The organism is Trinickia violacea (genome assembly GCF_005280735.1).
GTDB lineage: Bacteria > Pseudomonadota > Gammaproteobacteria > Burkholderiales > Burkholderiaceae > Trinickia_A > Trinickia_A violacea.
The window spans coordinates 2,538,194-2,562,033 of record NZ_CP040078.1; the positions used below are offsets into that span (position 1 = coordinate 2,538,194).

At 65.7% G+C, this 23,840-nt stretch carries 23 protein-coding genes and 1 riboswitch; of the genes, 11 read left to right on the forward strand and 12 right to left on the reverse strand.

The annotated features are described in order from the left end of the window. Positions 1-81: 81 nt before the first annotated feature. Positions 82-1,356 carry an MFS transporter gene (locus FAZ95_RS33450; protein ID WP_137336670.1) on the forward strand — a complete coding sequence of 425 codons (1,275 nt, stop codon included), beginning with the start codon at positions 82-84 and terminating at the stop codon, positions 1,354-1,356. 146 nt (positions 1,357-1,502) lie between these two features. Continuing rightward, entirely contained in the window at positions 1,503-1,982 is a 480-nt protein-coding gene (locus tag FAZ95_RS33455; protein WP_137336671.1) for an OsmC family protein, read from the forward strand. A 70-nt stretch (positions 1,983-2,052) separates the two neighbouring features. Here FAZ95_RS33455 and FAZ95_RS33460 read toward each other — a convergent pair whose 3' ends face one another. Further along, positions 2,053-2,697: an SOS response-associated peptidase gene (locus FAZ95_RS33460; RefSeq protein ID WP_137336672.1), complete on the reverse strand. Its 645-nt coding sequence runs from the start codon at positions 2,695-2,697 to the stop codon at positions 2,053-2,055. A 76-nt stretch (positions 2,698-2,773) separates the two neighbouring features. Between FAZ95_RS33460 and FAZ95_RS33465 the strand changes: the two genes are divergently transcribed. Further along, positions 2,774-3,988: a winged helix-turn-helix domain-containing protein gene (locus FAZ95_RS33465; RefSeq protein ID WP_137336673.1), complete on the forward strand. Its 1,215-nt coding sequence runs from the start codon at positions 2,774-2,776 to the stop codon at positions 3,986-3,988. Between the two features lie 38 nt (positions 3,989-4,026). Here the strand turns inward: FAZ95_RS33465 and FAZ95_RS33470 are convergent, their stop codons facing one another. From FAZ95_RS33470 to FAZ95_RS33485, 4 genes are all read right to left on the reverse strand, one after another. Next, positions 4,027-4,257 (reverse strand): DUF1653 domain-containing protein, encoded by a 231-nt coding sequence (locus tag FAZ95_RS33470; RefSeq protein ID WP_137336674.1) that lies wholly within the window; start codon positions 4,255-4,257, stop codon positions 4,027-4,029. 71 nt (positions 4,258-4,328) lie between these two features. Next, positions 4,329-4,766 (reverse strand): GNAT family N-acetyltransferase, encoded by a 438-nt coding sequence (locus FAZ95_RS33475; RefSeq protein WP_137336675.1) that lies wholly within the window; start codon positions 4,764-4,766, stop codon positions 4,329-4,331. A gap of 50 nt (positions 4,767-4,816) precedes the next feature. Further along, positions 4,817-7,009: an NHL repeat-containing protein gene (locus tag FAZ95_RS33480; protein WP_137336676.1), complete on the reverse strand. Its 2,193-nt coding sequence runs from the start codon at positions 7,007-7,009 to the stop codon at positions 4,817-4,819. A 118-nt stretch (positions 7,010-7,127) separates the two neighbouring features. After that, complete coding sequence (locus tag FAZ95_RS33485; RefSeq protein WP_137336677.1) at positions 7,128-8,045, reverse strand: LysR substrate-binding domain-containing protein; 918 nt, start codon at positions 8,043-8,045, stop codon at positions 7,128-7,130. 63 nt (positions 8,046-8,108) lie between these two features. Here FAZ95_RS33485 and FAZ95_RS33490 point away from each other — a divergent pair, with 63 nt between their 5' ends. After that, complete coding sequence (locus tag FAZ95_RS33490; protein ID WP_137336678.1) at positions 8,109-8,999, forward strand: DMT family transporter; 891 nt, start codon at positions 8,109-8,111, stop codon at positions 8,997-8,999. Positions 9,000-9,045: 46 nt separating this feature from the next. Here the strand turns inward: FAZ95_RS33490 and FAZ95_RS33495 are convergent, their stop codons facing one another. Beyond that, the gene (locus FAZ95_RS33495; RefSeq protein ID WP_137336679.1) at positions 9,046-9,624 is read right to left on the reverse strand and encodes an NnrU family protein; all 579 of its coding nucleotides are present in this window, start codon (positions 9,622-9,624) and stop codon (positions 9,046-9,048) included. A gap of 14 nt (positions 9,625-9,638) precedes the next feature. Here FAZ95_RS33495 and FAZ95_RS40590 point away from each other — a divergent pair, with 14 nt between their 5' ends. Further along, positions 9,639-9,764 carry a hypothetical protein gene (locus FAZ95_RS40590; protein WP_302674745.1) on the forward strand — a complete coding sequence of 42 codons (126 nt, stop codon included), beginning with the start codon at positions 9,639-9,641 and terminating at the stop codon, positions 9,762-9,764. 95 nt (positions 9,765-9,859) lie between these two features. Here FAZ95_RS40590 and FAZ95_RS33500 read toward each other — a convergent pair whose 3' ends face one another. Continuing rightward, a complete protein-coding gene (locus FAZ95_RS33500) occupies positions 9,860-10,972 on the reverse strand; it encodes a malate/lactate/ureidoglycolate dehydrogenase (protein ID WP_137336680.1) in 1,113 nt (370 codons plus the stop codon). Between the two features lie 73 nt (positions 10,973-11,045). Continuing rightward, on the reverse strand, positions 11,046-12,509 hold the full coding sequence (locus FAZ95_RS33505) for a M20 family metallopeptidase (protein ID WP_137336681.1): 1,464 nt from the start codon (positions 12,507-12,509) through the stop codon (positions 11,046-11,048). A gap of 185 nt (positions 12,510-12,694) precedes the next feature. Here FAZ95_RS33505 and FAZ95_RS33510 point away from each other — a divergent pair, with 185 nt between their 5' ends. Beyond that, positions 12,695-13,006, forward strand: coding sequence for a superinfection immunity protein (locus tag FAZ95_RS33510; RefSeq protein ID WP_137336682.1), 312 nt, complete (start codon positions 12,695-12,697; stop codon positions 13,004-13,006). A gap of 167 nt (positions 13,007-13,173) precedes the next feature. Further along, a riboswitch (ZMP/ZTP riboswitch) is annotated at positions 13,174-13,257 on the forward strand. Between the two features lie 33 nt (positions 13,258-13,290). Next, on the forward strand, positions 13,291-13,923 hold the full coding sequence (locus FAZ95_RS33515) for a LysE family translocator (protein ID WP_137336683.1): 633 nt from the start codon (positions 13,291-13,293) through the stop codon (positions 13,921-13,923). A gap of 153 nt (positions 13,924-14,076) precedes the next feature. Here FAZ95_RS33515 and FAZ95_RS33520 read toward each other — a convergent pair whose 3' ends face one another. The 3 genes from FAZ95_RS33520 to pdxR form a co-directional block, all read right to left on the reverse strand. Then, positions 14,077-15,318 carry a cytochrome P450 gene (locus FAZ95_RS33520; protein ID WP_137336684.1) on the reverse strand — a complete coding sequence of 414 codons (1,242 nt, stop codon included), beginning with the start codon at positions 15,316-15,318 and terminating at the stop codon, positions 14,077-14,079. Positions 15,319-15,451: 133 nt separating this feature from the next. Continuing rightward, positions 15,452-15,721 carry a YodC family protein gene (locus FAZ95_RS33525; protein ID WP_137336685.1) on the reverse strand — a complete coding sequence of 90 codons (270 nt, stop codon included), beginning with the start codon at positions 15,719-15,721 and terminating at the stop codon, positions 15,452-15,454. Between the two features lie 520 nt (positions 15,722-16,241). Further along, positions 16,242-17,711 carry a MocR-like pyridoxine biosynthesis transcription factor PdxR gene (gene pdxR, locus FAZ95_RS33530; protein ID WP_137336686.1) on the reverse strand — a complete coding sequence of 490 codons (1,470 nt, stop codon included), beginning with the start codon at positions 17,709-17,711 and terminating at the stop codon, positions 16,242-16,244. A gap of 101 nt (positions 17,712-17,812) precedes the next feature. Between pdxR and FAZ95_RS33535 the strand changes: the two genes are divergently transcribed. The 3 genes from FAZ95_RS33535 to FAZ95_RS33545 all read left to right on the forward strand — a co-directional run bounded on the left by FAZ95_RS33535 (position 17,813) and on the right by FAZ95_RS33545 (position 21,328). Continuing rightward, a complete protein-coding gene (locus FAZ95_RS33535) occupies positions 17,813-18,472 on the forward strand; it encodes a pyridoxamine 5'-phosphate oxidase family protein (RefSeq protein WP_137336687.1) in 660 nt (219 codons plus the stop codon). A 165-nt stretch (positions 18,473-18,637) separates the two neighbouring features. Continuing rightward, on the forward strand, positions 18,638-19,585 hold the full coding sequence (locus tag FAZ95_RS33540; RefSeq protein ID WP_137336688.1) for a phosphoribosyltransferase: 948 nt from the start codon (positions 18,638-18,640) through the stop codon (positions 19,583-19,585). A 195-nt stretch (positions 19,586-19,780) separates the two neighbouring features. Then, on the forward strand, positions 19,781-21,328 hold the full coding sequence (locus FAZ95_RS33545; protein WP_137336689.1) for a methyl-accepting chemotaxis protein: 1,548 nt from the start codon (positions 19,781-19,783) through the stop codon (positions 21,326-21,328). Between the two features lie 28 nt (positions 21,329-21,356). On the opposite strand, the gene FAZ95_RS33550 is transcribed toward FAZ95_RS33545, so the two are convergent. After that, positions 21,357-23,024, reverse strand: a complete 1,668-nt coding sequence (locus tag FAZ95_RS33550; RefSeq protein ID WP_137336690.1) for an ATP-binding domain-containing protein — start codon at positions 23,022-23,024, stop codon at positions 21,357-21,359. 159 nt (positions 23,025-23,183) lie between these two features. On the opposite strand from FAZ95_RS33550, the gene FAZ95_RS33555 reads away from it, so the two are divergent. Beyond that, a complete protein-coding gene (locus FAZ95_RS33555; RefSeq protein WP_137336691.1) occupies positions 23,184-23,810 on the forward strand; it encodes a glutathione S-transferase family protein in 627 nt (208 codons plus the stop codon). Positions 23,811-23,840 lie beyond the last annotated feature (30 nt).

A 23,840-nucleotide genomic window follows, 5' to 3' on the forward strand; every position in this document is an offset into this window, starting at 1 on the left:
TTCATCAAAAACTTTCTGATATTCAGGACGAATATAGGGTGCCAAACTGCGTCCGTCAAATCCTCTTACCAAGGGACGTTCATGGAAAGCCCCTCTCTGATCACTCCCGTCGGGCAAGCGAAACGCGCCCTCGGCGCGTCACATAAATGGAAGGTGCTCGGCGTCGGCGTGGCGGCGAACGCGAGCTTTTCGGCCACGGCGACCGGCATTCCGACGACCGCCATCTGGATGCGCCACGACTATCACCTCGGCAACGCCGAACTCGGCCTCGTGATGGGTTCGATGGGGCTGGGGCTCGCGCTGTCGGAGCTGCCGTGGGGGTTCGCCACCGACCGCTTCGGCGACCGGCCCGTGCTGATGACCGGCCTCACTTCGACCGCCCTCATGCTGCTGGTGATGGCGCTGTGTGCCGTGCCGTCGGCGGGCTCGATTCCGCCGCTCCCGCTGCTGGTCGCGATGATGTGCGTGGTCGGCCTGCTTGGCGGCAGCGTGAACGGCTCGAGCGGCCGCGCCGTGATGAGCTGGTTCAAGGACGGCGAGCGCGGCCTCGCGATGAGCATTCGGCAGACCGCGGTGCCGCTCGGCGGCGGCATCGGCGCGCTGCTGTTGCCGTGGCTCGCTCAGTCGCGCGGATTCGGCGGCGTCTTCAGCGCGCTCGCGGTGATGGTCGCGCTGTCCGCCGGCTTCGCGTGGCGCTGGCTGCATGAGCCGCCCGTCACCACCGCTCATGCCGCTCACGCCGCCCAACCCGCCGGCAGCGCCCCGCCGCGCGGACCGCTCACCGATATCCAGATCTGGCGCGTCGTGCTCGGCATCGGGATTCTGTGCGTGCCGCAGTTCGCCGTGCTGACGTTCGCGACCGTGTTCCTGCACGACTTCGCCCGACTGCACGCCGCTGGCATCAGCGCGACGATGGCCGTGATCCAGAGCGGCGCGATGGCGATGCGCGTCTGGAGCGGCCGATACACCGACAAGCGCGGCAACCGCCGCTCGTATCTGCGCGGTTCGACGCTCGTCGCGGCAGGCTCGTTCGCCGTGCTGGCGCTGGCCGTCGCCGTGTTGCACAACACGTTCGCCGCCGTGCTCGTGGCGCTGATCGCGGTGGCGGGCATCTGTGTGTCCGCGTGGCACGGCGTGGCGTACACCGAACTCGCGACGCTCGCCGGTCCTCAGCGCGCGGGCACGGCCCTCGGCATGGCGAACACGGTCGTCTACGGCGGGCTCTTCGTCGCGCCGATCGCGATTCCGCATCTGCTCGCGGCCAGTTCCTGGACCGGCGTGTGGATCGCGGCGGGACTCTCCGCACTGCTGACGTATCCGCTGTTTCCGAAGGCCATGCGTGCGGTCTCCCGATAACGGCGGTGCGGCAAGCCAATAACCATACCGGACCGTCACTCGAAATCAGCGCGCGGCAAGCCCGATCGATCCAGATAAAATGCCGTCTCGAAATGGAATCCAGGCCGCCTGAGAGGCGGCCGTCGCTCGATCAAAACGGAGGAGCCATGTCCAGTCATAGCGCGAAGATCGAATGGGACCGCGCAGGCGCGGTGTTCAGCGACAACCAATACAGCCGCGCGCATCAGTGGTCATTCGACGGCGGCACAGTCGTGCCCGCATCGAGTTCGCCCGCTGTGGTCAAGGTGCCGCTTTCGAATCCGGCCAACGTCGATCCGGAAGAGGCGTACGTCGCGTCGCTATCGAGCTGCCACATGCTGTGGTTCCTCGACATCGCGCGAACGGCGGGTTACGTGGTCGACCGGTATGTCGACGAGGCGGTCGGACACATGGCGCGCGGCGCCGATGGCAAACCGTGGATCGCGACCGTCGAGCTGCGGCCGGTGGTGGACTTTTCCGGGGCGAAGCAACCTGACGATGCGGCCGTCGAGCGCTTGCATCATCGCGCGCACGAGGCGTGCTTTCTGGCGAAGTCGGTGAAGAGCGAGATCAGCGTCGCGGGCAAGTGGACTTATCGCGCAGGTTGAACGCCATGAAGCGCCGCGCGGAACCGTCGGTACAGCGGCGCTGACTTCGCTGCCCGGGTCACTGCCGTGGTCACTGCGCCGGCGCAACCTTCGGCGCTTCCTCGGCCGCCATCGACTCGCTCGAAAACAACTGCAGGAACGAGCGCGCCTCGTCGGTGCTCTTGCATGCGAGCCAGTCTTCGTAGTCTTCCGGCCGCACGATCACGACCGAGCGCTTTTCTTCGCCGGGCTTGTGAAAACGCCGCATGAGCGGATGCTCGTCGGCATTCATGGTCAGCATCGTGAACGAAACGTCCTCGCCGTCCGGCTTCGGCCACGCGCGCCATAAGCCGGCGACCGCAAACGGTTCGCCCGACGCCAGCCCAATTCGAAAGCGCACATGCTTGCCGCTTTCGTAGTTCGGTTCGTAGAACGCTTCGCACGGAATCAAGCAGAGCTGTTGCTTCGCCCAGGCCGAGCGATAGGTCGGCCGGTCGCCTAGCGTTTCGACGCGCGCATTCATCGTCGTATAGCGCTTCGCATCGTGCGACGCTTTCGCCTTCGGCACCATGCCGAAGGTGGCGAGCAGCGCCTCGCGGCCGCCGTCGCTCGCGCGGCGCAACAGCGGCGCCGGATAGTCCTGATAGATCTCGTCGCGCCAATCGTCGGCGGGCGGCAACGCGCCGTAGTACTTTTCGAAGATGCGCCGGCGCGCGGCGACATAGTTCGTGCACATGCCGATACCCTCGCCTGTCAGAGATGGACCTTTGATTCGACATACACTACCCGCTTCCCCCTCATCGACCGAATCCGTGAAGACCCTCCCGCTTGCCGCCGCCCGCACGCTGCACCTCGCCGCCCAGGGCCTGCTCGCGCCGCCACGCCGCAAGGCCGCCAAAGCGGACGTGCTAGACGCGATCCGCCGCATGGCGCAACTGCAGATCGACACGATTCACGTCGTCGCGCGCAGCCCGTATCTGGTGCTGTTCAGCCGCATCGGAACGTTTGCGCCGCAATGGCTCGACGAGCATCTCGCCGAGGGACGTCTCTTCGAATACTGGTCTCATGAGGCGTGCTTCGTGCCGATCGAAGACTACGGCCTGTTGCGTCATCGCATGCTCGATCCGAGCGTCATGGGCTGGAAATATTCGATCGATTGGCACACGCGCCACAAAGAGGACATCGACGCCCTGCTCGCCCGCATCCGCGACAACGGCCCGGTGCGCTCGGCCGATTTCGTGCGCGCGGACGACAGCGTCGGCAGCGGCTGGTGGGATTGGAAACCGGAGAAACGCCATCTCGAAGTGCTGTTCACGCTCGGCGAGCTGATGGTCGCGGAGCGGCGCAATTTTCAGCGCGTCTACGATCTCGCCGAACGCGTGCTGCCCGATTGGGACGACGCGCGCGACCTGCCGCCGGCAGACGCCGCGCAGCAAACGCTCGTCGCGAGGACCTGCCGCGCGCTCGGCGTGGTCCGCGCCGATTGGATCGCCGATTACTACCGGCTCGCGAAGCGTCCGTATGCAGCGGATCTGCACGCGCTCGCGGATGCGGGTGAGGTGATTCCGGTGCGCGTCGAAGGCTGGAAGGAAGACGTGTTCGTCTCGCGCGAGCTCGAACCGCTGATCGACGACGCCGCGAATTCGCGCGTGCGCTCGACCGTCACGACGCTGCTCTCGCCGTTCGATCCGGTCGTCTGGGACCGCAAGCGCGCCACCGCGCTGTTCGATTTCGACTACGCGATCGAGTGCTACACGCCGGCCGCCAAACGCAAGTTCGGCTACTTCTGCTTGCCGGTGCTGCGCCGGGGAAAACTGGTCGGACGCGTCGATGCGAAGGCGCACCGTGCCAGCGGCGTGTTCGAGTTGAAGGCCGTGCATGTGGAGCCCGGCGTGCGGATCGGCACGGGGTTCATCGCGGATTTGCGGCGCGCGGTGCAGCGTTGCGCCGATTGGCACGGCACGCCGCAAATCGCAGTCGGCTCGGCGCCGGGCGCATTGGCGGAGGGTCTGCTGGCGGTCGAATGACCGCCGCCGAGTCGGCAGATCTCAGCAGCTCGAGCGCTTCAAGCGGCCTGCTCCGGCGTCAGACGCTTGAAGCGCGGCGAGCCATCGGCGAGCACGCCATTGAACATCTCTGCGGGACGCACCCACAGCCCGCGCTCATGCGGCCACAGATGCTCGTAGACGACGAGCCGCTCGTCGGTCTCCGAATGCCTCGCGACGCCGATCTCGCGATAGAGCCCGCCCTTGTAATGGCGATGCGTCGCCAGTTGCAGCGCTTCGTTTTCGGTCATGCCGGAATCCAAAAAAAGCGCCTATTTTAGCGGGCCGACGCGAGCGACGGCGTCTGCATCGCGCTGTCACGCTATCGCGCGGCCGAATAGATCTCCGACCGATGCAGTTCCATATACCGCTCCGGATACTCGACCGCCGTGAACCCGACAGGCCGGTACAGCTCGTGTGCATTCGACGTCACGAGCACAATGCGGCGCAGCCGGGCCAGCGTGGCGTCGGCGAACACGTGGTCGATCAGCGCCTTTGCGTAGCCGCGCCCGCGATAGCCGGGCAGCGTGAACACGTCGCACAGGTAGGCAAACGTCGCGTAGTCGGTCACGAGGCGCGCGAAGCCCACTTGCGCGCCGTCGAGATAAGCGCCGAAGCACAGCGACCCTTCGATCGCCTGTTGCACGACATCGAACGGTATCCCCTTCGCCCACGGCGCCTCATCGCGCAGGAACGCGTGGATCATCGGCACGTCGAGCCGTGTCTTGTCGGTCGAGAACTGCAACTGCGGCGACACCATGGCGCTCTTCCTATCGTGAGATTCGCGAGATAAAAGAGCGCCAGTATCGCTCAAGGCGTCCACCGATACATCAGGATCTTCGCGCGCGCATCGTCTTCGACGAGCACGACGTACTCGCCGTTGCTGCGCTCGATCGCGCTGATGCCGAGGTACACGTCGACCCAGCCCGACGTGCCGCCCATCGACGCCCCCGGCGTCATATAGCCGACCTGCTGCCCGTTGCGCGCGTCGTAGACATCGACGCGGTTCGTATACAGCTCGGCCACGAAAATGTAGTTCCCCGCCACGGCGACGCCGACCGGCGTCTGCTGCGGATCGGCTGTCACGTTCCAAGGCAGCATGATCGTGTAGCGTGCTTGCGGCGTGCCCGAACTCCAATTGTCGTAGCGCACGAGCAGGCGCCCCGCTTCTTTCCAATGCGAGGCGTCGTAGGGATACGCGCTCGAATACCCGGACACGTACATCGCATCGCTCGACGCGTCGTAGACGATGCGGGCCACGCGCGAGAACGGCTGCGGCATCGGGTAAGTCTTCGCGCTCGCGTAGGTGTAGATCGGGTTGCCGAACGAATCGAAGCCCTGCAGCGGCAGCTCCCGAATGCCGGTGCCCAACTCGCCGATCCAGATGTTGCCGAGGCTGTCGACCCACCAGACGCCGTCTTCCACCGAATTGCCCGAGGACGGATTCGCCGTGATCTCGCTCGCGTCGACATGGCCGTCGCCATTGAGGTCGCGCCACATCCATTCGCCGTACGTCGGCTGCCCCGCCGGCCAAGTGCCGGGAATCGGATTCTCGGCAAAGAAGCCGGACGGAATCGCGACCTGTCCGTCATTGGCCGAATCGAAGCGATAGACGCTCAAGTAGTGCGAGTACATGTCGACCGTATAGAGCAGCAGCTTGCCGTTCACGCGGCGCACCATCGGCTCGCCGCGCACGCCTTTGGGCAGGTGGAACGTCGGGTCGTCGGGATACTGGAAGCGGTTGAGCGTGAAGCCTGCATAGCTCCACTCCGAGCCCGGCGTCGTTTGCCGGTAGTCGAGCGAGAAGTGTTTCGAGCCGCTGAAGACGCTCGCCGGCTGGAGCGGATCGAACGACCCGCCATCGACGAACGTCAGTCCATAGAGCCGCCAATTCAAATCGTGCGACGGCCATCGGTAGCTTTCGAGCACCGTGCCCTCGCCGTCGAACGTCGAGCCGAACGCGCGCGGGCCGAAGCCGTTCTGCGCGACATAGAAGTTGCCGGCCGCGTCGAAGCCGATGCCCGTAATGCCGTTGAAGCGCCACTTGCCCGGCACGCCTTCGGCCGGATGGAAGATGCCGCCATGCGTGCCGAGCTCGCCCGCGAGCGTGGTCTGCCCGGACGCCGTCTTGTTGTAGACGAGGATCTGCTGCGACGGTCCGCCGTCCGCGACCAGCAACTGGCCCGACGGCGCGATCGTCAGGTCGACGGGCACCGTCGTCGCGGGCAGCGGCCCGGCGCTGCCGATCCGCGCGCCCGTCGGCGAATAGTGGGCGATGCTGCGGCCAGCGGGGTCCTGCAGCCCCTGAATGATCCACAGCGTGCCGTCGGTATCGATCGCGATGCGCCCCGGCGACGGCACCGTCCACGAGGTCACGCGGCGCATCGTGTTCGCGTCGTCGACTTCGATCCGGTTCGCGTAGGTGTTCGCGACGAACAGCTGCGTCGCCGTGGCCGCGAGTCCGCGGATGCTGGCATCCGTGCCCGTGGGCACCGCGTTCACGCGCAGGAAGCTGTTTTTCGTGGCGTTGGCGCTGTTGCCGCTGCCGCTCGCAAACGGCGCGCCGGTCGCAATGTTGGTGATCAAGCGGCGCGTGATGCCGTAGTACGTCGTGCCGGCGGGCGGATAGTCGCTGCCGACGAGCGCGTTGTTCTCGTTGCCGATCGAGATGCCCGCGTAGAGATACGTCGCGTTCGACGCGATCGCGTCGCCGCCCGTGTTGCCCCAGCCGTGCGTGTTGCCGGCCACCGCGACCTTGTCGCCGCCCTTGTACGCGCCGACTTCGCTGCCGCTCTCGTCCCACGGCGCGTTCGTGTAGACGGTGCCGTCGGCGCCCACGCTGATCGCCTCGACATCGAGCTGTACCCACTTGCCGTCGCCGAATCCGAAGCTATTGCCGATCCACGAGGTCTCGTAAGTCAGTTGCGCTTGCGCCGAAGCGTCAAACGGGTGAGCGGCGGACAACACGGCCGCGGACAAGCAAACTCGATGCAGCCAATTCATAAGCGCGATCCTCACGAAGCGGGTCAACGGGGGGCCATTCGTTTTATCAGACGATTAAGGCATAAGTCTGACGATAAACAATTCACAAATAATTCGGCCGCCATCGATGGTTCGCAAATCAGATCGGTTTGTCGCGTGCCTCCAACATGCGCGCGATCAGCAGACGCGTTTTCGGTCGTTTTTCCTTGCGCGTGCTGACGAAGTAAAAGCGCAGCGGACTTTTTACCGTGTGCTCGCTCACGCGCACGAGGCCGCTGTGACGCAGATAGGCATCGGCAAACGGCACGCGCGCGAGCGCGATGCCGAGGCCCGCTTCGGCGGCGGCGAGCACGAGGCTGTAGTCCTCGAAACGGCGGTCCTGCGTGCGCGGCTTCAACTCGATGCCGAGCGTCGCGAACCACGCGCGCCAGCCGGACAAATCCGAATCGTGCAGCAGCGGATACGCGAGCAAGTCGGTCGCGGAGATAGCGTCGGTGCCGGACAGCTTCGCGGCAAGCTCGCGGCTCGCGACCGGATACAGCGCCTCTTCCATGAACGATTCGACTTCGACGCCTTGCCACACCCCGTGCCCGTAGCGAATCGCGAGATCGGCCTCGCCGGCGTCGACGTCGACGTTGCGCGTTTCGATCTGCAGCTGAATGCGCAGCGGCGGGTGATCGCCCCCAGGCTCGCCGCCTTCGAGCGCGGCAAGCCGCTCGAAGAGCCAGAGCTTCGCGAACGACGGCACGACGCTCAGCTTGACCAGCTCCGCGCTGCGCCGCGTGCGCCATTGGACGGCGGCGCCATCGATGATCGCGAACGCCTGCTCGATGCGTCCGACGAAACGCTGGCCGTCGGGCGTCAGGCGCACGCCGCGCCCATGACGCTCGAAAAGCGCAAAGCCGAGCCAGTTCTCTACGGCGGCGACCCGGCGGCTGATCGCGCCATGCGTAAGTCCGGCCGCCTCGGCGGCCGCGCTGAACGAACCTTCTCTGGCGACGACGCAAACCGTCTCGAGATTCGCGAGCGGAGGCCGGGGCGGCAAGCTGTGTTCCATGATCACATCTCATCGGCGATTTGCGCGCTAGCTTAACAGCTCGGCGGCCGCCATGATGGGCGCATGAACACCTCAATCTCCACCCGTCCGCTGCCCGCCCCGCTCGTGCCCGCGCTCGCCGTCGCCGTGACGGTGATCTCGTGGGCCAGCGCGTTTCCGTTCATCCGCATCGGCTTGCATGGATTGCCGCCGCTGCAGCTCGCGGCCGCGCGCTTCGCGACCGCGGCCGTGCTGGTCGCGATATGGCTCGCGTGGCGCAGGCCCCGCTTGCCGAGCGTGCGCGATGCCGTGCGCTTCCTGCTCTGCGGCGCGATCGGCATTGCGGCCTACAACGCGCTGTTGAACACGGGAGAGAAAACGGTGAGCGCCGGCGCGGCGAGCTTCATCGTCAATACGCTGCCGATCTTCACGGCGATCTTCGCGACGGTGTTCCTGCGCGAGCGCTTCAACCGCTGGGGCTGGTGCGGCTCGGCAATCAGTCTGGCGGGGGTGGCGGTCATCGCGCTCGGGCAGCCCGGCGGCCTCGTGTTGGGCGCGGGAGCGAGCTTGATTCTCTGCGCCGCGATGTGCAGCGCCGCGTACTTCGTCCTGCAAAAGCGGCTGATTCCCGTGTACGGCGCGCTCGCCTGCACCGCGTACACGCTGCTCGCGGGCGCGCTGTGGCTGTCGCCGTGGCTGCCGGGGGCCGTGACGTCGCTGACGGTGGCGAGTCCCGACACGGTGGCGGCGGTGCTGATTCTCGGCATCTTTCCCGCCGCGATCGGCTACGCGACCTGGACCTTCGCGCTCGGCCATTTCGGCGCGGCGCGCGCGGCGAACTTCCTGTATTTGACGCCGGCCGTCGCGACCACGCTCTCGATCGCGCTGACCGGCGAGCGGCCGGGCGTCGCGACGCTATGCGGCGGCTTGATGGCGATCTCGGGCGTGGTGTTTGTCGCTTGGCTCGGGCGATGATAGTGCGTTTGCCGCGTGCGCGGCAAACGCTTCGGCACGCCCCCGCTCATCCCATCGGATTCAGGCCGATCAACGGTCCATGCAGGAAATAGCCGAACACGGCCCACACGACCAGTCCGCCGACGACCGTCACCACATCGCGCCCGGCGGTCCCCGCCGGATACGTCGTGCCGGCGACCTGATCGCGATGGCGCGCCGAAAGAAAGCTCGCGACCGCCCACACCAGGAACGCAGCGAACAGCAGCACGGCATTGGCCGTGCCGTTCGCCAGCAGATGGCCGAATGCCCAGATCGCGGTGCCGGCCGACATCGGATGCCCGACCACGCGCTTGATCCGGTTGCCGGGCACATAGGCCGCGGCGATCAAGATGAAGGCAATCGCGACGAGCAGGATCGTCAGATGGCGAATGCCCATGGGCGGCGTCCAAATCACGGCGGACTCGCGCCGCGCGATGCCGTAGCCCCAAATGATCAGCGCGAAACCGACGATCGACGTCAGCGAATAGAGCCCCTTCCACGGTCCTTCTCCGATGCGCGCGCGCATCGCGGTCCGCCAAGGGTCGGCCACAATTCGAATCGAATGCACGCCGAGAAAAAGCAACAACCCGATCACCAGAATCCCCATCTCGAACTCCTTATGTGGTCATTGTGCTTCGCGATTGTACGCAAGACGGCGGCTTGACGCTCTATGCGCTGTTCGGCACGACTCTCCCCAACCGGCGTCTCACGAGCGACAGCAACGTGCTCGAGCTCACCGGTTGGTGAAGCGGCCCCAGTCTAGAGGAGACCTAACTGAAGCAAATAGCGACGCGCCATCGAATGGCTCGCCTCGACCTGAGCCGAGGCGAGCGAGGCATGCGTCAAGCGGAGTGACGGGCCGTGCCCTCGAAGCGCCCGATGTTCTCGGCAGTCATGCCGACCGCGAGCGCTGCGTCGCGGATCTGCCGCCAAGTCGTCGCGTCGATGGGGATGCCTTGCGCGCGGCGCGCCGCCTGAACCGCAAGCTCCGGCTCGCCGGGCATGTAGATGCGCTCGGTGCCGGCCGCGAGCGGCGACGCCTTCGCCCAGGCGACGAACGCATCGGCCTGGGCCTGCCCGCCGTCGGCATCGAACGCCTGCGGATCGAGGATGACCGACAGCATTCCGTTGATGATCGCGCTGGTCTTCTCGAGGGTCTGTTCGTGCGTCGTGAGGCCGCCCGTCAGCGCGCCGCCGAACAGCTCGCACAGCACCGCCAGCCCGTAACCCTTGTGCAAGCCGAACGGCAGCAGCGAGCCGAGCGGCAATTCGTGCATCACCTTGGGCTCGATCGTCTGCGCTCCTTCGTGATCGATCAGGCAGCCCGCCGGCACCGTCTTGCCTTTGTTGTACGCCACCCGCGTCTTGCCGTAGGCGATGGCGCTCGTCGCGAAGTCGAGCACGAAGGGCGGCTCGCCTGCGCGCGGGAACGCGGCACAAAACGGATTTGTGCCGAAGCGGCGGTCCGCGCCGCCGAACGGGGCGACGAGCGGATCGCCTGCCACGTTCACAAAATGAAATGACGCCATCCCCGCCTTGGCGCACTGCTCGCCCCAATGTCCGATGCGCCCGAGGTGATGCGCGCCCCGTAGACCGACCGCGCAAATGCCGTTCCGCTTCACGCGCTCGATGCCGAGCTCCATCGCCTCGAACGCGACCACCTGCCCGAAGCCCTTGCCGCCGTCGATGGTCAGCACTGCGCCGCCGTCGCGGATCACCTCGGCATGGCCGTTGAGCTTCAGTTCGCCTTCGCGCAGCGAATCGACATACCGCGGAATCATCCCGACGCCGTGCGAATCGTGCCCGGCCAGGTTGGCTGCCACAAGGTGATCGGCAACGAGACGCGCCTCGCGGGAGCCGCTGCCCGCTTGCTCCCAGATGGCGCAGACGTAGGCGTGCAGGTCGTCGGCAGAGAGGCGCAGCTCGGCTTGGCCGGTCGTGGGGGTATCGGTCATCGGCAATCGTGGCTTGGGTAACGGTTAGACGTTCGCCTTCGGCTGCATGGCGCACGCGCGTGGCTCAAGGGGCTCAAGGCGCGGCGGCAATCACTTGCGCGACGGCGGCCGTCAGCTTCTTCGCGTACGGCACGTGCAGGAATTCGTTCGGCCCGTGCGCATTCGACTTCGGCCCGAGCACCCCGCACACCATGAATTGCGACTTCGGGAAACCGGCTTGCAGCACGTTCATCAGCGGAATCGTGCCGCCCTGGCCGATGTACGCGCAATTGGCGCCGTAATGGGCTTGCGACGCGGCGTCGAGCGCCGTTTGCAGCCACGGCGCCAGGTCCGGCGCGCTCCAGCCGTTCGCGGCGCCCGGGTCGGACTTGAATGTCACCTTCGCGTTGTACGGCGGATCGAGTTCCAGCAGCGCCTTCAAGTCGGCGACGGCCGTGGCGGCGTCGACGAGCGGCGGCACGCGCAGCGACAGCTTGAAGGCGGTACGCGGACGCAGCACGTTGCCCGCGCTCGAGAGCGGCGGCAAGCCCTGCGCGCCGGTCACCGACAGGGACGGCCGCCACGTCGAGTTCAACAGCGCCTCGCAGGCGTCGGTCGTGGTGGGCAGCACCGGCTTGCCGTCCTGGCCGCAGGCGAACGGCACGGTCTTCCAGACGCTGTCGCCGAGGATGCCCGCCGTCACCTCGGCTTCGCGCAGACGATTCGCCGGAATCGCGCAGTGAAAAGCGCTCGGCAGCAGATTGCCGGTCCCGGCATCCTCGAGACGCGCAAACAGTTGCCGCATGATGCGGAAGCTCGATGGCGCGATGCCGCCATAGCCGCCCGAGTGAATCCCTTCGTCGAGCACTTCGACTTCGAGGTCGCCGGAGACGAGCCCGCGCAGCGACGTCGTCAGCCACAGCTGATCGTAGTTGCCGGCGCCCGAATCGAGGCAGACGACGAGGCCGACGGTGCCGAGCCGGTCGCGCAGCGCGTCGACGTACGGCAGCAGATCGTAGCTGCCCGACTCTTCGCACGTTTCGATCAGCCCGACGCAACGCGGCCGCTCGACGCCCTGCGCATCGAGCGCGGCCAGTGCGCTGATGCTCGCGTAAATCGCATAGCCGTCGTCGGCGCCGCCGCGGCCGTACAGCTTGCCGTCCTCGAATTTCGGCTGCCACGGGCCGAGGTCGTTGCGCCAGCCGTCGAATTCCGGCTGTTTGTCGAGGTGGCCGTACAGCACGATCGTCTCGGTGCTGCCCGAGCGCGTGGCGGGCGACTCGAAGAAGATCACCGGCGTGCGGCCCGGGATCCGCACGACTTCGAGCTTCAACCCGCGCACGGGCTGCGACTCGGCCCATTGCGCCGCGTCCGTCACGACCCGCTCGATGAAGCCGTTGCGCGACCAGTCCGCATCGAAAGCGGGACTCTTCGCGGGGACGGCGATGTAGTCGGTCAGCGCGGGAACGATTTCGTCGTTCCATTTGCGATCGACGAACGCGACGAGCGCGTCTTGATCGAGTTGGATGGAGTGCTGGGTCGTGTCGGCGGAGGTCATGTTCGATTGTCCGATCGGTCGGTCAAAACGCACATGATAGACCTGATCGGGGCCGCGCTTGCTGCCTGCTTAGCGCCAGCTTGCGCATTGCCGATGGAGCAGCGCAGCATGCCCGCCTTAGTTCCGCTGCACGAAACTGTCGATCGCGCGACAATCGGTATACAGCATCCTTTGGAGAACCTGACATGCAAGGCGGAATCGTCGCTCAAACCGTCGAGTTGGTGATTGCGCTTGCCGTTTACTTCCTGCCGGCAATCATCGCCGACCGGCGCAAACGTCACGATATCCTCGTCCTCGCGCTCTTCAACGCCTGCCTCGGGTGGACCGTCGTCGGCTGGATCATCGCGCTCTTCTGGGCCCTCCAGCCGAATCCTCCGGCCGATGTCGCCGACGATGTCAACAAAAAGCGCCGCCTCATCAGCCTCAGCACGTTTTCCAAGGGGCTCGCCGAACGCGTGCAGGCACGGGCGGCGAAGCGCGACCGGGCGCGTAATTGAGTGGGGCGGCCTACCGCGCGCCGGGCTGCCGGGGGGCGGCCTACCGCGCGCCGGACTGCCGGGTGGCGGCCAACCGCGGGCCGGCCTGCCGCGTTCGAGCCACTAGACAATCGCCCTGCCGCCCTACCGCCCGCCTCAACACCATCCCAAAAAGCATGCAATAATCGCCGGGCTCGCGTAACTGGCGCTTAAAGATGGATCACCATCAGGAAACGCGAAGCGTATTGCCGCCGCGCGCCTGGGCACGTCCTGACCCATTGACTCGTCTCACTGGAGTGCTTGCGATGCCCGACTTTCCCCGTCTCGCCGCGTTCGGCCTGATTGCCCTCGGCATGGTGCTCACGCCCGGCCCGAACATGATCTACCTGATTTCCCGCTCGATCTGCCAGGGCCGCGCCGCCGGCCTGATCTCGCTTGCCGGTGTCGCCCTCGGTTTTGTCTTTTATATGCTGTGTGCCGCATTCGGTATTACGGTGCTCGTGCTCGCCGTGCCGTATGCGTATGACGCGCTACGTTTCGGCGGCGCGCTCTATCTGCTGTATCTCGCCTGGCAAGCCGTCAAACCCGGCGGACGCTCGCCGTTCGAAGTGCGCGATCTGCCCAAGGACAGCCCGCGCAAGCTGTTCGCGATGGGGCTCGCCACCAATCTGCTGAATCCGAAGGCGGCGGTGCTGTACTTGTCGCTGCTGCCGCAATTCATCGATCCCGCGCACGGCAGCGTGCTCAGGCAATCGCTCGCACTGGGGACGACGCAAATCGTCATCAGCATCTGCGTCAATGCGACGATCGCGATCATGGCGGGCTCGATCGCGGCGTTTCTCGGCGACCGACCCGCCTGGATCAAGGTCCAGCGCTGGCTGATGGGTACGGTGCTCGCGGGGCTCGCGCTGCGGATGGCGACTGAAGCGCGGCGTTGATGCCCTAGCGCGGCGTTGATGCCCTAGCCGGATGGCGCGCTTGAGGATGTCCATGCCGCGGGGCACGCGCGTCGTCGAACGCGGTGACGGCGCGTTGCATGCACCCGTTGGTATACAAGATGCAGCCCTTTGTGTTCGGTATACATATAGTGTCTAGTCGCCGCCTGCCGCTGACCGTGCTTCTCGCACCTCGGCAAATATAGGCAGCCTCAGATTGGCCGACGCGCGATAAGTCCAAGCGAGGTCGTTGCGGTGCGCAAGCGTGGTGCGATCGAGCAGCACGTCGATGGCGGTCGATGCGATGGCGTAGGCCAGTTGGTCGCCTGGACATGCATGGATGCCGTGGCCGAACCCGAATACGCGGCAATCGTCCCGATCGAGCAGGAATTCATGCGGTCGCGCATTCGCGGCCGGATCGCGGTTCGCCGCCGCGAGAAGCACGAGAATCGCCGCGCCGGCTTCGACCCGCTCGCCGCAGACCGTGGTTTCGGTCGCAGCAAAGCGCCGCGTGTTTTGCACCGAGGCATCGAAACGGCTCGTCTCGCGAATCAAATCGGCAAGCTTGCGCGGCGTGCGCCGCACCTCGTCTTCCACTCCCGCCTGCGTCATCAGCGCGACGACGGCGTTGCCGATCAGGCCGGCGGTCGCGTCGTAGGTTTGCGACAGCAGGCCAACGAGGTTCGCGATCAACGCATCGGCGTCGTCCCAACCGGTGGACTGCGCTTCACGCTGCACGAGGGCAACGAGTGATGCACCTTCCATCGACGTCGCGTCCGGCAAACGGCCGCCGCGGACATCATTGCCGGCGGCGGCATCCGCCACCAGCGTCTTGACGCACTGCACGAGCCTAAGCGCGGCGTCGTTCGCACAAGCAAGCTGCTCTGGCGTGCTCAAAGCCGAAAGACAGGCGACGAAATCGGCCATCCATGCGGCGACCTCGGGCAACACGTCATCGGCAAATCCAAGCAGCGACGCGACGACCTGCACCGGCATTTCAAATAACCATGCCGACACATCGCCTGGCCGTCGCAAATCACGCTCGGAACGTTCGGCGATGCGGCGCGCCCGCAGCGTCACGATTTGCAAATCGAGACTGCCGAGCGCACGCCGCAAGGCGAGCTTAGGCGCCCGATGAGCCGCGCCATCGTTCATGCGAGCGAGCCGTGCAAACACTTCGCCCGACGGCGCACCCGCAATCGCTTTCGGCACAGGCTCGGCTGCGGGCCTCACCTGCAACTCGGGATGCTCGAGCACCTCGGTGACCGCAGCCGCACTCGACGCCACCCATAACCGCAGCCGCGGCTCGAACACGAAGGGCGAACGAGCCGCAAGCTCGGCGTAATAAGGGTAGGGATTGGCGTGAACGACCGCGCGGATAGGATCGATTGAGTTCATGCCGGGCAGTATGTCAGCCGGACGATGCTCAACGTTTCAGTCTGAAGCGAAGTGTGCGCGCGCATGCCGCGGGTCCAGCCACGCGGATGCAGGGACGCTTCGGCGGCACTAGAAGACCGCCGAAGCGCAAACCTTAGAAGGCGTTACGGATAGGACTCGCGTAGCTGCGCAAATGCACGGAACCCGGAGAAATGGAGCGCGGTTCGCGTTTGACGTCGTCCCGCGAGAACAGGTCCTGGCGCAGCTCGCCACGGTCGTCGAACCACTGGCAGCGCAGCCAATCGCCATCGGCGAATTGCACGGGTCCAACATCAGTAATGGTCATGCGCGGTCCGCCCACTTTGAGCGTCACCACGTCGCCTACGAAAAACTGTGCCATCTGTGTACAGGTAGCTGTAAGCATATACGCCCCGATATAGATCTAAGTTTGAGGATTGCAGTCTGTGCGTCGGCAAACACAAGAATCAAATATGAATCTCACTTCCGGCTGCCAAAAAGAAAGCCCCCAACATAGAAGCAGGCTAACAATAGAATATTTCTTCTACAAGCAATTTTATCAAAAACCCTATCCCGCCCGGGTTTTTCCTGAGTGCTGTCCCAAGAGTAACAGTATGTTTCCTCAGACATACGGCGATTGCAGACATAAAATCGCAATAATGTTTTGCGGCGCAAGAAACGTCCGCGCCAGCGTTGCCGCTCCGGCCAGCCTTCCATGTGACCAACGGGCAATGTGCGGAAGCCTCAATATCCGTTGCACGTGGCGTATGCTAGCCCCCTTTCATCGCCCGCCGCCAGACATTTATACCGAACACTTAAAGTCAAACTATTCCGCATGGAAATTTTGACCGGGCGAAATTGGCCATTTAATTCACATGCAAATCGCATTAACTTTTCTATGCGCTTTTCTGGAAACGTTTTCCACTTTAACGATTTGCTTTGAAACTCTCGAGAATCTGGGCCAGCTGCTGGACGAGTCCGTCGATTTTCTCGGCCGGCACGCCAGCATATCCAAGTGCTAAACCGTTGTAGCGTGCTATATCGACGCACGGCAGGCAGTAGGCGGAAAGCGGCGGCACGATCAAACCCGCGCCGCGCGCGGCCGCGCAGACGTCGACATCGGCGACCGGCGCCGTCAGTTGCGCACTCAGATGCATGCCGCCCGCGCCGGCCGATACCGTCAGCATCCCGCCCAACTGCGTGCGAAGCGCATCGGCGAGCGCGTTGCGGCGCTCGGCGTAAAGGCGCCGCATGCGCCGGAGGTGTCGCGTGTAAAGCCCGCTGTCGATGAAATCGGCCAGCGCGATCTGGTCGGCGGGGCGTCCGCGCCGCGCGAGCGCCCCAAGCGGCGAGCGGATCGCGGCCGTCAGCGAGGCAGGCACGACCATGAAACCGAGCCGCAGCGCCGGGAACATCGTCTTGCTGAACGTGCCGAGATAAATGACCGGCGCGTCGGCGGCGAGCCCCTGCACCGCGGGCAAAGGCGGGCCGTCGTGGCGGAACTCGCTGTCGTAGTCGTCTTCGATGATCCACGTGCCGGCCTGGCGCGCGTGCTCGATCAGCCACAGGCGGCGCTCCAGGCTCAGCACGCTGCCGAGCGGATACTGGTGCGACGGTGTCACGTAGATCAGCTTCGGCGGCACGCGCCGCCAATCGTCGGCGCCCGGCGCGATGCCGTCCGCATCGACCGGCATCGGCACGATCTGCAAGCCGGCCGACCTGAATGCGGCACGCGCGCCGTTGTATCCAGGATTCTCGAGCCATACGGTCGCGCCCACGTCGGCGAAAAGACGCGCGCACAGGTCGAGGCTGCTTTGCGTGCCGTCGGTGATGAAGACCTGGTCGATTTCGCAGCGCACGCCGCGCGACACCTTCAGATGCTCCGCAATCGCGTGCCTGAGCGCCGGATGCCCCTCGACGTTGCCGTAACCGAGATGCTGCGGGCCAACGGTGCGCCACGCGCGATCGAGCGAGGCACGCCATGCGCCAAGCGGAAACTCGTCGAGCGCCGGGATGCCGAGGCGAAACGGCTTTTGCTCGTCGTGTACGACGCGCTCGCGGTGGAGCCCGTCGACGCGCCGCGCGAGCGCCACGTCCGGGCCCTCGGCGACCGGCGCGGGATCGCGTCGCGGCAGACCGACGCGCGCCACTTCCGATCCCTGCCGCGTCGCGACGACGAAGCCCTCGTCGGCGAGCCGCTCGTAGGCATACAGCACCGAATTGCGCGCCATGCGCAGCTCTTCGGAGAGCGCGCGCGTTGCAGCGAGCCGGCTGCCCTGCGCGAGCCGCCCGTCGAGGATCGCGTGGCGCAGGCACTCGTAGAGCAGCCGCTGCTGCGTGAGCCCGCGCTCTTTGTTCTCGTGTGCGTAGGTCGAAACGAGCAGCGCATAGTCCATTCTCGTGGCTCCAAAGTCTATCTAATCCGTGGGTCTAATCATGGTGCCACGAGATCGCTATTCTTGGCGCTCGATCAACCCCTTTTGGAGAGCCCATTTCGATGACCCAGGCCGCCGCTCCCGCTGTTGCCCCCGCCACGGACCGCACCCGCGTTCGCCGCGCCGCCGATCGCGGCCGCTACGACACCGACACGCTTCATTCGATCGTCGACGCCGCCTACGTCTGCCACATCGCCTTCAACGACGACACCGGCACGCACTGCATCCCGACCGCCTGCTGGCGCGAGGACGACCATCTCTACATCCACGGCTCGAACGGCAGCCGCATGCTGAAGGTCGCGGCCGCAGGCACGCAGGTCTGCGTGACGATCACGCATATCGACGGTCTCGTGCTCGCGCGCTCGGCGTTCAATCATTCGATGAATTACCGGTCCGCGGTGATCTACGGCGTGTTCGAGCGCGTGCCCAACGAGCACAAGGCGGCCCGTCTCGATGCGTTCATGGAAAAGCTCGCGCCCGGCCGCTCGCTCGAAGCGCGCCCTGGCGACGAGAACGAACTGGCCGCCACGACGATGCTGCGGATTTCGCTCGAAGAAGCGGCATGCAAGATCCGCACGGGCGGCCCGCACGACGACGAAGGCGACCTGTCGCGCGAGGTCTGGGCGGGCGTCCTGCCGATGGCGGTCGTCGCGCAAACGCCGATTCCGGATGGACCGATGAACCACCTGCCCGACTACGTCGCGAAGTGGGCTGCAGCGTAGCGAACCGACCCGAGCCGACACGAGCCGAGGCGAGGCCCAACCCCTCGCCCGGTGAGGGAAAACGCGCTGCCGGCGCGTTCGAGAGGCATAATGTTGCGCTTCCTCATTTCAACAACTGCGCGCAATCACTGTCCGCAGCAACCGTCTCGCGCCGGCAGCCGCACCATGCCCAGACCGATCCTCCCCCTGACGTACGAACATCTCGACCATTGGATCGAATCGCTGCAACCGGCACTCCTCGCCGAAGGCTTCGCCATGGCCGTCGGGATCTTGCGCGGCGGCGCGCCGCTCGCGCTGATGGTGTCGCACGCCGTAGGCACGCCGGTCGCGTTCCTGCGCTATGAGCGCGCCACGCGCACGGTCGCATGGGATTGCTCGCTGCCGGTTCCGCCGCGCGGCGCGAAGGTTTTGCTGTGCGAAGACATCTCGGGCCGCGGCTTCACGATGGCCGACTGCATCGCGTTTTTGGAGCAGCACGGCCTCGTCGTGAAGACGCTGACCGCCGCCTTCGACGAGCTGAGCCGCGTGCGCCCCGACTATGGGAACGATGCGGTCGGCTATTTCGCGCTCTTCCCGTGGGAGCGCCAGGCGCATACCGAGCGCTATCGATCGGATTGGGAGCGCACCGTCGTCGCGGGCCAAGGGCAGATGACGGACGACCACCATTACGCCGCCTGCGCGATCGACCTCGACGGCATCCTGCTGCCGGACATCCCGCTCGCACGCTATGACGAGGACCTCGCCGCCGCCTTGAACGAGCGCGACGCGCTGCTGCCCTTCGACATCCTGCCCGGCATCGAGATCGGCGCGGTTCGCGCGATCGTCACCGGCCGCCCCGAAACGGACCGCGACCGCACGCAGGCGTGGCTCGACCGGCACGGCTTCCGCGGCCCCGAACTCGTCATGCGCGACCCCGCGTGTCACGGCGAAGGCCCGGACGGCGCCGCCGCGCACAAAGCCGAAGCCGTGCACGCGCTCGGCGTCACGCATTTCATCGAAAGCGACCCTGCGCAGGCGATCCTGATCTCCCGGCTCGCGCCGCTTCTGCGGGTGATCTGGTGGGACGCGCACGCGCGCCGGGGCACGCTCGTCACCGCCGCGGATTGGCGCTGAGCCCCACCGCTTTCAAACCAGCCTGTAAGCCAACGTAAGCGTAGAGACGCACGGCCCCCGTCGGCATTTCCCCGGATACCCCCTCAAGTTTCGCCGCAAGCCTGCCGTAATCAGTGGATGTCGCTCCCCGTCACACCGGAATAGCGCCTGCGCGAAGCGCCAGGCGCGTTTCCCCCTCGCCCACTGCGTCCTGCCATGTTCACACGCCTGTCCATCAAAGCCCGTCTCTACAGCACGCTCGGCCTGCTGGGGGTCCTGCTCATCGTCACCGGTCTGCTCGGCCAGATCGGCATGCAGGCGACCAACCGCGCGCTCAAAGATGCCTACTCGCACCAGCTCGCCTCGCAGATCGCGATCGGCAAGGCCAACCTGAACCTGACCATCGTGCGCACGACGCTCGACCGCGTGGCGCTGCATCCCGAATCGCCGGAGGTGCCCGCGCTGATCGACAAGGCCCTCAACTATCTCGCGGTCTCCGACAAGGCCTGGCAGCAATACGCGTCGCTGCCGCGCAGCGCCGACGAAGAGGCGTTGTACGGCGCGGTGGCCTCGGCGCGCCAGACCTTCGTGCAGCAGGCGATCCTGCCGCTCGTCAACGCCATGAAAAAAGGCGACCGCACGACCGCCGACACGCTCACGATGACGACCATCCCGCCGCTCTCGGTCGCGCTCACGAAAGCGTCCAACGCGCTCGACGACTATCAGCGCGCGCAAGGCAAAGAATCGTTCGAGACCGAGCAGGACCGCTTCATGACGCTATCGTGGATCGGCGGCGTCCTGATCGTCCTTGGTCTCGCCTCGTGCGTGGGCTGCGCATTCAGCCTGCAGCGCGCGATTGCGCGTCCGCTCGCGCAGATCCTCGCGCACTTCAAGCGCATCGCCGAAGGCGACCTGACCGGCCGCATCGAGACGCGCTCGCAGGACGAGATGGGCGAGCTCGTGAAGGGCTTGCAGACGATGCAGCGCAGCCTGACCGACACGGTGCGCAAAGTCACGCACGGTTCCGAATCGATCGCGACGGCGACGCGCCAGATCGCGGCGGGCAACACCGACCTCTCGCAGCGCACGGAAGAACAAGCGGCCGCTCTCCAAGAAACCGCCGCCAGCATGGAACAGCTCACGGCGACCGTGAAGCAAAACGCCGACAACGCGCGCGAAGCGCAGTCGCTGGCCGACAACGCCCAGCAGATCGCGACGAAAGGCGGCGCGGTGGTCGGCGAAGTGATCGATACGATGAATGAAATCGACCGCAGCTCGAACAAGGTCGTCGACATCATCGGCGTGATCGAAAGCATCGCGTTCCAGACCAATATCCTTGCTCTCAACGCGGCCGTGGAAGCCGCGCGCGCGGGCGAGCAAGGCCGCGGCTTCGCGGTCGTCGCGGGCGAAGTCCGCACGCTGGCGCAACGCTCCGCGGTGGCCGCGAAAGAGATCAAGGAGCTGATCGGCGAATCGGCGCAACGCGTGGCGACGGGTTCGCGGCTCGTCAGCTCGGCCGGCGCGACGATGGAGGACATTCAGAGCGCGGTGCGCAACGTCACGGGCATCATGACCGAGATCGCCGCCGCCTCGAACGAGCAGAGCGACGGCATCGAGCAGGTCAACCGCGCCGTTTCGCAGATGGATGAGGTCTCGCAGCAGAACGCGGCGCTCGTCGAGCAAGCGGCGGCGGCGGCCGCCTCGCTCGAAGAACAGGCCGACGGATTGCGTCGTGCGGTCTCGACGTTTCAGGTCGCGCAGTAACGAAGCGCGGGGCGCTTAGCGATATCGATTATTCGACGCCGTCGTCATGTTCCCCGCGCAGGTGTCGCGCGGCACGCTGCGACGCGACGACGATCAGCTTCATCGTCGCCCGCGTCGCGCCGACAAAGAGCTTGCGCGCGCTGCGTTCGTCGAAGGTCTCGAAATCGACCTCGGTCAGAATCACGCACGGCGCCGATTGTCCCTTGAAGCGATAGATCGATTCGAGCAGCACGTCGCCCTCGCGATACTCAGGGTTGCCGAACAGATCGTATTTGCCCGTGAAGCTGCGCAGGCGGTGCGGGCCGAGATGATCGAGCGCGGTCAGCGCGGAGCCCTCGCGGCCGCGAAACGAGAGCACGGCGATGTCCTGCTTTCTGAAGCCGAGCGCGAGCGCCTGCGTGATCGCGCGCTTGGTCGCTTCGATGCCGCCGTCCGCGCTTGCGGCGTCGTAGGTCGAAACGGCGATGTCGGAGCCGTCGAACGGGCTGCCCGATACGAGACTCGCCGCGAGCGGCACGGGCGTGCCGACGATATCGCGCACATAGTCGAGAATGTCGCGCGGGCTACGATAGTTCGTCGTTTCCTTGAGCACCGTCCAGCCCGGCAACGCGACCGGCTCGCGCATATAGAGGTTCTGCAACGGGTCTTCGAGCCACCACCATGCGCCCTCCGGCGCAACGAGCCGAGCAAGCGCATCGACCCATGGCTGCTGGAAATCCTGCCCTTCGTCGACGATCAGGACGTCGAATTGCCAGCGCGAATCGATCGGCGCATCGGCAAACGTGGCTTCGAGACGACTGAAAATATCGGGCGCCTGGAAGTCCGGCGCCCTGCCCGCGTCGCGCGCAATCCAATCGCACAGTTGGTGATAGTTCGCGACCTTGGCCTCGGGCGGCGCCACGCGCGCGATGTGATCGGCGAGCGGCCGGTTGAAGCACACGTAAAGCGGCCGCTTGCCGTTCGCGACCGCGTCCTTCATGACCTGCACCGCGAGCTGCGTCTTGCCGGAGCCCGCCGTGCCGATCACGCGCAGCCGGAACGGCGCGAACTCGAGCCGGCGCGCCCAGGTGGCAAGCCCCCCCGCCAAACGCGTGACGAGCGTCCCCGCTTGACCGACGAGCGCGCTCGCGTCGGGCGTGAGCGCCAACTCGTCGGCGAGAAAGTGGTGGATCTTCGGCGCGCAGGCGAGGCGCGGCTCATCGGCGGGCAGCGCTTGAAGAATGATCGAAACCAACCGGTCCCGGCGCGTGGCATCGACGATACGATCCGGGTTCACGCCCGCAATGGCCGCGTTCTTCACGACGTAATCCGGGCAATACAGCAGCTCTTCGATGCAGTAAGTGCCCGCGCCGAACGCGGCGGTAAAGCGGCGATGCATCCCTTCGATCGTGCGCGCCAATTGAATCGACACGTTGCGCTCGGTCTGCAGATAAACCTTGACGAGCCCCTTGGGCGTCTCGCGCAGAAAACCGGCCTTTTGCTCGACGATCATCACGCGTCCCGCCGGACTCACGATCACGAAGTCCGCTTCGCCGAACACCGAGAAGCTCTGGTTCAGCCGCGTCCAATGCACACCGTGATAGACGGTGTAGCCGTCAGGCAGCGCGCCTTCCAGCAGCGCAAGCGTCTCGCGCTCGCGCTCCGCGGCGCCGACGGCGGCCAAGTGCTTCCAATCGTCAGGGACAGTGCGGGCCATTGAGGAGCCTCCAGGCTGGGCCTTCGAAGAACGCCGTATTGTACAAATTCGCCAGGGCAGAACGCCCGCCGCCGCGCCGGCCACGCGCCCAGGCACGGTAGGCGAGCCGTCAGGCTGATCGTGTATCGTAGCGCCAACGCTATTTGGAGGAATGGAACAATGCTGAAAATCTGGGGACGCGCCAACTCCGTCAACGTGCAAAAGGTGCTCTGGGTCTGCGACGAACTGAGCCTGCCGTACGAGCGCATCGATGCCGGCCTGCAGTTCGGCCGCGTTCGCGATCCCGATTATCTCGACCTCAATCCGAACGGCCAGGTCCCGACGCTCGTCGACGGCACCTTCGTGCTGTGGGAATCGAATTCGATTCTGCGCTACCTCGTCATGCAATACGGGCCGACGAGCCAGCTCTACCCGAACGACCCGAAGCTGCGCGCGAGCATCGACCGCTGGCTCGACTGGTCGCTGTCGACGCTGCAGCCGGCCGAACGCCCGGTGTTCCTGAGCGCCGTGCGCACGCCCGCCGCCGAGCGCAACCTCGTGCAGTTCGAAGCCGACCTGATGACCGTCGCCACGCGCTGGAAGCTGCTCGACGATCACTTGAGCGGCCGCTTCTTTCTGGAAAGCGACAAGTTCACGATCGCCGATATCGTCCTCGGCGCATTCGCCAAGCGCTGGTTTGGACTCGCGGGGGTGGAACGGCCGTCGATGCCGAATCTCGAGCGCTGGTATTCGCGGCTCGAACAGCGCGCGCCGTTCAAGAAGCACATCGATCTGCCGCTGACCTAAAACGGGGCGTTGCGCCGAAGCCGCGGCTGC

What these genes read in the sequence shown, in the direction of transcription:
- FAZ95_RS33535 (WP_137336687.1), top strand. Translation starts at nt 17,813, where the DNA reads ATGACCCAGGCCGCCGCTCCCGCTGTTGCCCCCGCCACGGACCGCACC.
- FAZ95_RS33510 (WP_137336682.1), top strand. Translation starts at nt 12,695, where the DNA reads ATGCAAGGCGGAATCGTCGCTCAAACCGTCGAGTTGGTGATTGCGCTT.
- FAZ95_RS33475 (WP_137336675.1), bottom strand. Translation starts at nt 4,766, where the DNA reads ATGGTGTCGCCGCAGTTGCAGTTCTCGACCGACAAGACACGGCTCGAC.
- pdxR (WP_137336686.1), bottom strand. Translation starts at nt 17,711, where the DNA reads ATGGACTATGCGCTGCTCGTTTCGACCTACGCACACGAGAACAAAGAG.
- FAZ95_RS33455 (WP_137336671.1), top strand. Translation starts at nt 1,503, where the DNA reads ATGTCCAGTCATAGCGCGAAGATCGAATGGGACCGCGCAGGCGCGGTG.
- FAZ95_RS33550 (WP_137336690.1), bottom strand. Translation starts at nt 23,024, where the DNA reads ATGGCCCGCACTGTCCCTGACGATTGGAAGCACTTGGCCGCCGTCGGC.
- FAZ95_RS33485 (WP_137336677.1), bottom strand. Translation starts at nt 8,045, where the DNA reads ATGGAACACAGCTTGCCGCCCCGGCCTCCGCTCGCGAATCTCGAGACG.
- FAZ95_RS33450 (WP_137336670.1), top strand. Translation starts at nt 82, where the DNA reads ATGGAAAGCCCCTCTCTGATCACTCCCGTCGGGCAAGCGAAACGCGCC.
- FAZ95_RS33490 (WP_137336678.1), top strand. Translation starts at nt 8,109, where the DNA reads ATGAACACCTCAATCTCCACCCGTCCGCTGCCCGCCCCGCTCGTGCCC.
- FAZ95_RS33500 (WP_137336680.1), bottom strand. Translation starts at nt 10,972, where the DNA reads ATGACCGATACCCCCACGACCGGCCAAGCCGAGCTGCGCCTCTCTGCC.
- FAZ95_RS33460 (WP_137336672.1), bottom strand. Translation starts at nt 2,697, where the DNA reads ATGTGCACGAACTATGTCGCCGCGCGCCGGCGCATCTTCGAAAAGTAC.
- FAZ95_RS33480 (WP_137336676.1), bottom strand. Translation starts at nt 7,009, where the DNA reads ATGAATTGGCTGCATCGAGTTTGCTTGTCCGCGGCCGTGTTGTCCGCC.
- FAZ95_RS33515 (WP_137336683.1), top strand. Translation starts at nt 13,291, where the DNA reads ATGCCCGACTTTCCCCGTCTCGCCGCGTTCGGCCTGATTGCCCTCGGC.
- FAZ95_RS33520 (WP_137336684.1), bottom strand. Translation starts at nt 15,318, where the DNA reads ATGAACTCAATCGATCCTATCCGCGCGGTCGTTCACGCCAATCCCTAC.
- FAZ95_RS33545 (WP_137336689.1), top strand. Translation starts at nt 19,781, where the DNA reads ATGTTCACACGCCTGTCCATCAAAGCCCGTCTCTACAGCACGCTCGGC.
- FAZ95_RS33525 (WP_137336685.1), bottom strand. Translation starts at nt 15,721, where the DNA reads ATGCTTACAGCTACCTGTACACAGATGGCACAGTTTTTCGTAGGCGAC.
- FAZ95_RS33555 (WP_137336691.1), top strand. Translation starts at nt 23,184, where the DNA reads ATGCTGAAAATCTGGGGACGCGCCAACTCCGTCAACGTGCAAAAGGTG.
- FAZ95_RS33470 (WP_137336674.1), bottom strand. Translation starts at nt 4,257, where the DNA reads ATGACCGAAAACGAAGCGCTGCAACTGGCGACGCATCGCCATTACAAG.
- FAZ95_RS33495 (WP_137336679.1), bottom strand. Translation starts at nt 9,624, where the DNA reads ATGGGGATTCTGGTGATCGGGTTGTTGCTTTTTCTCGGCGTGCATTCG.
- FAZ95_RS33505 (WP_137336681.1), bottom strand. Translation starts at nt 12,509, where the DNA reads ATGACCTCCGCCGACACGACCCAGCACTCCATCCAACTCGATCAAGAC.
- FAZ95_RS33540 (WP_137336688.1), top strand. Translation starts at nt 18,638, where the DNA reads ATGCCCAGACCGATCCTCCCCCTGACGTACGAACATCTCGACCATTGG.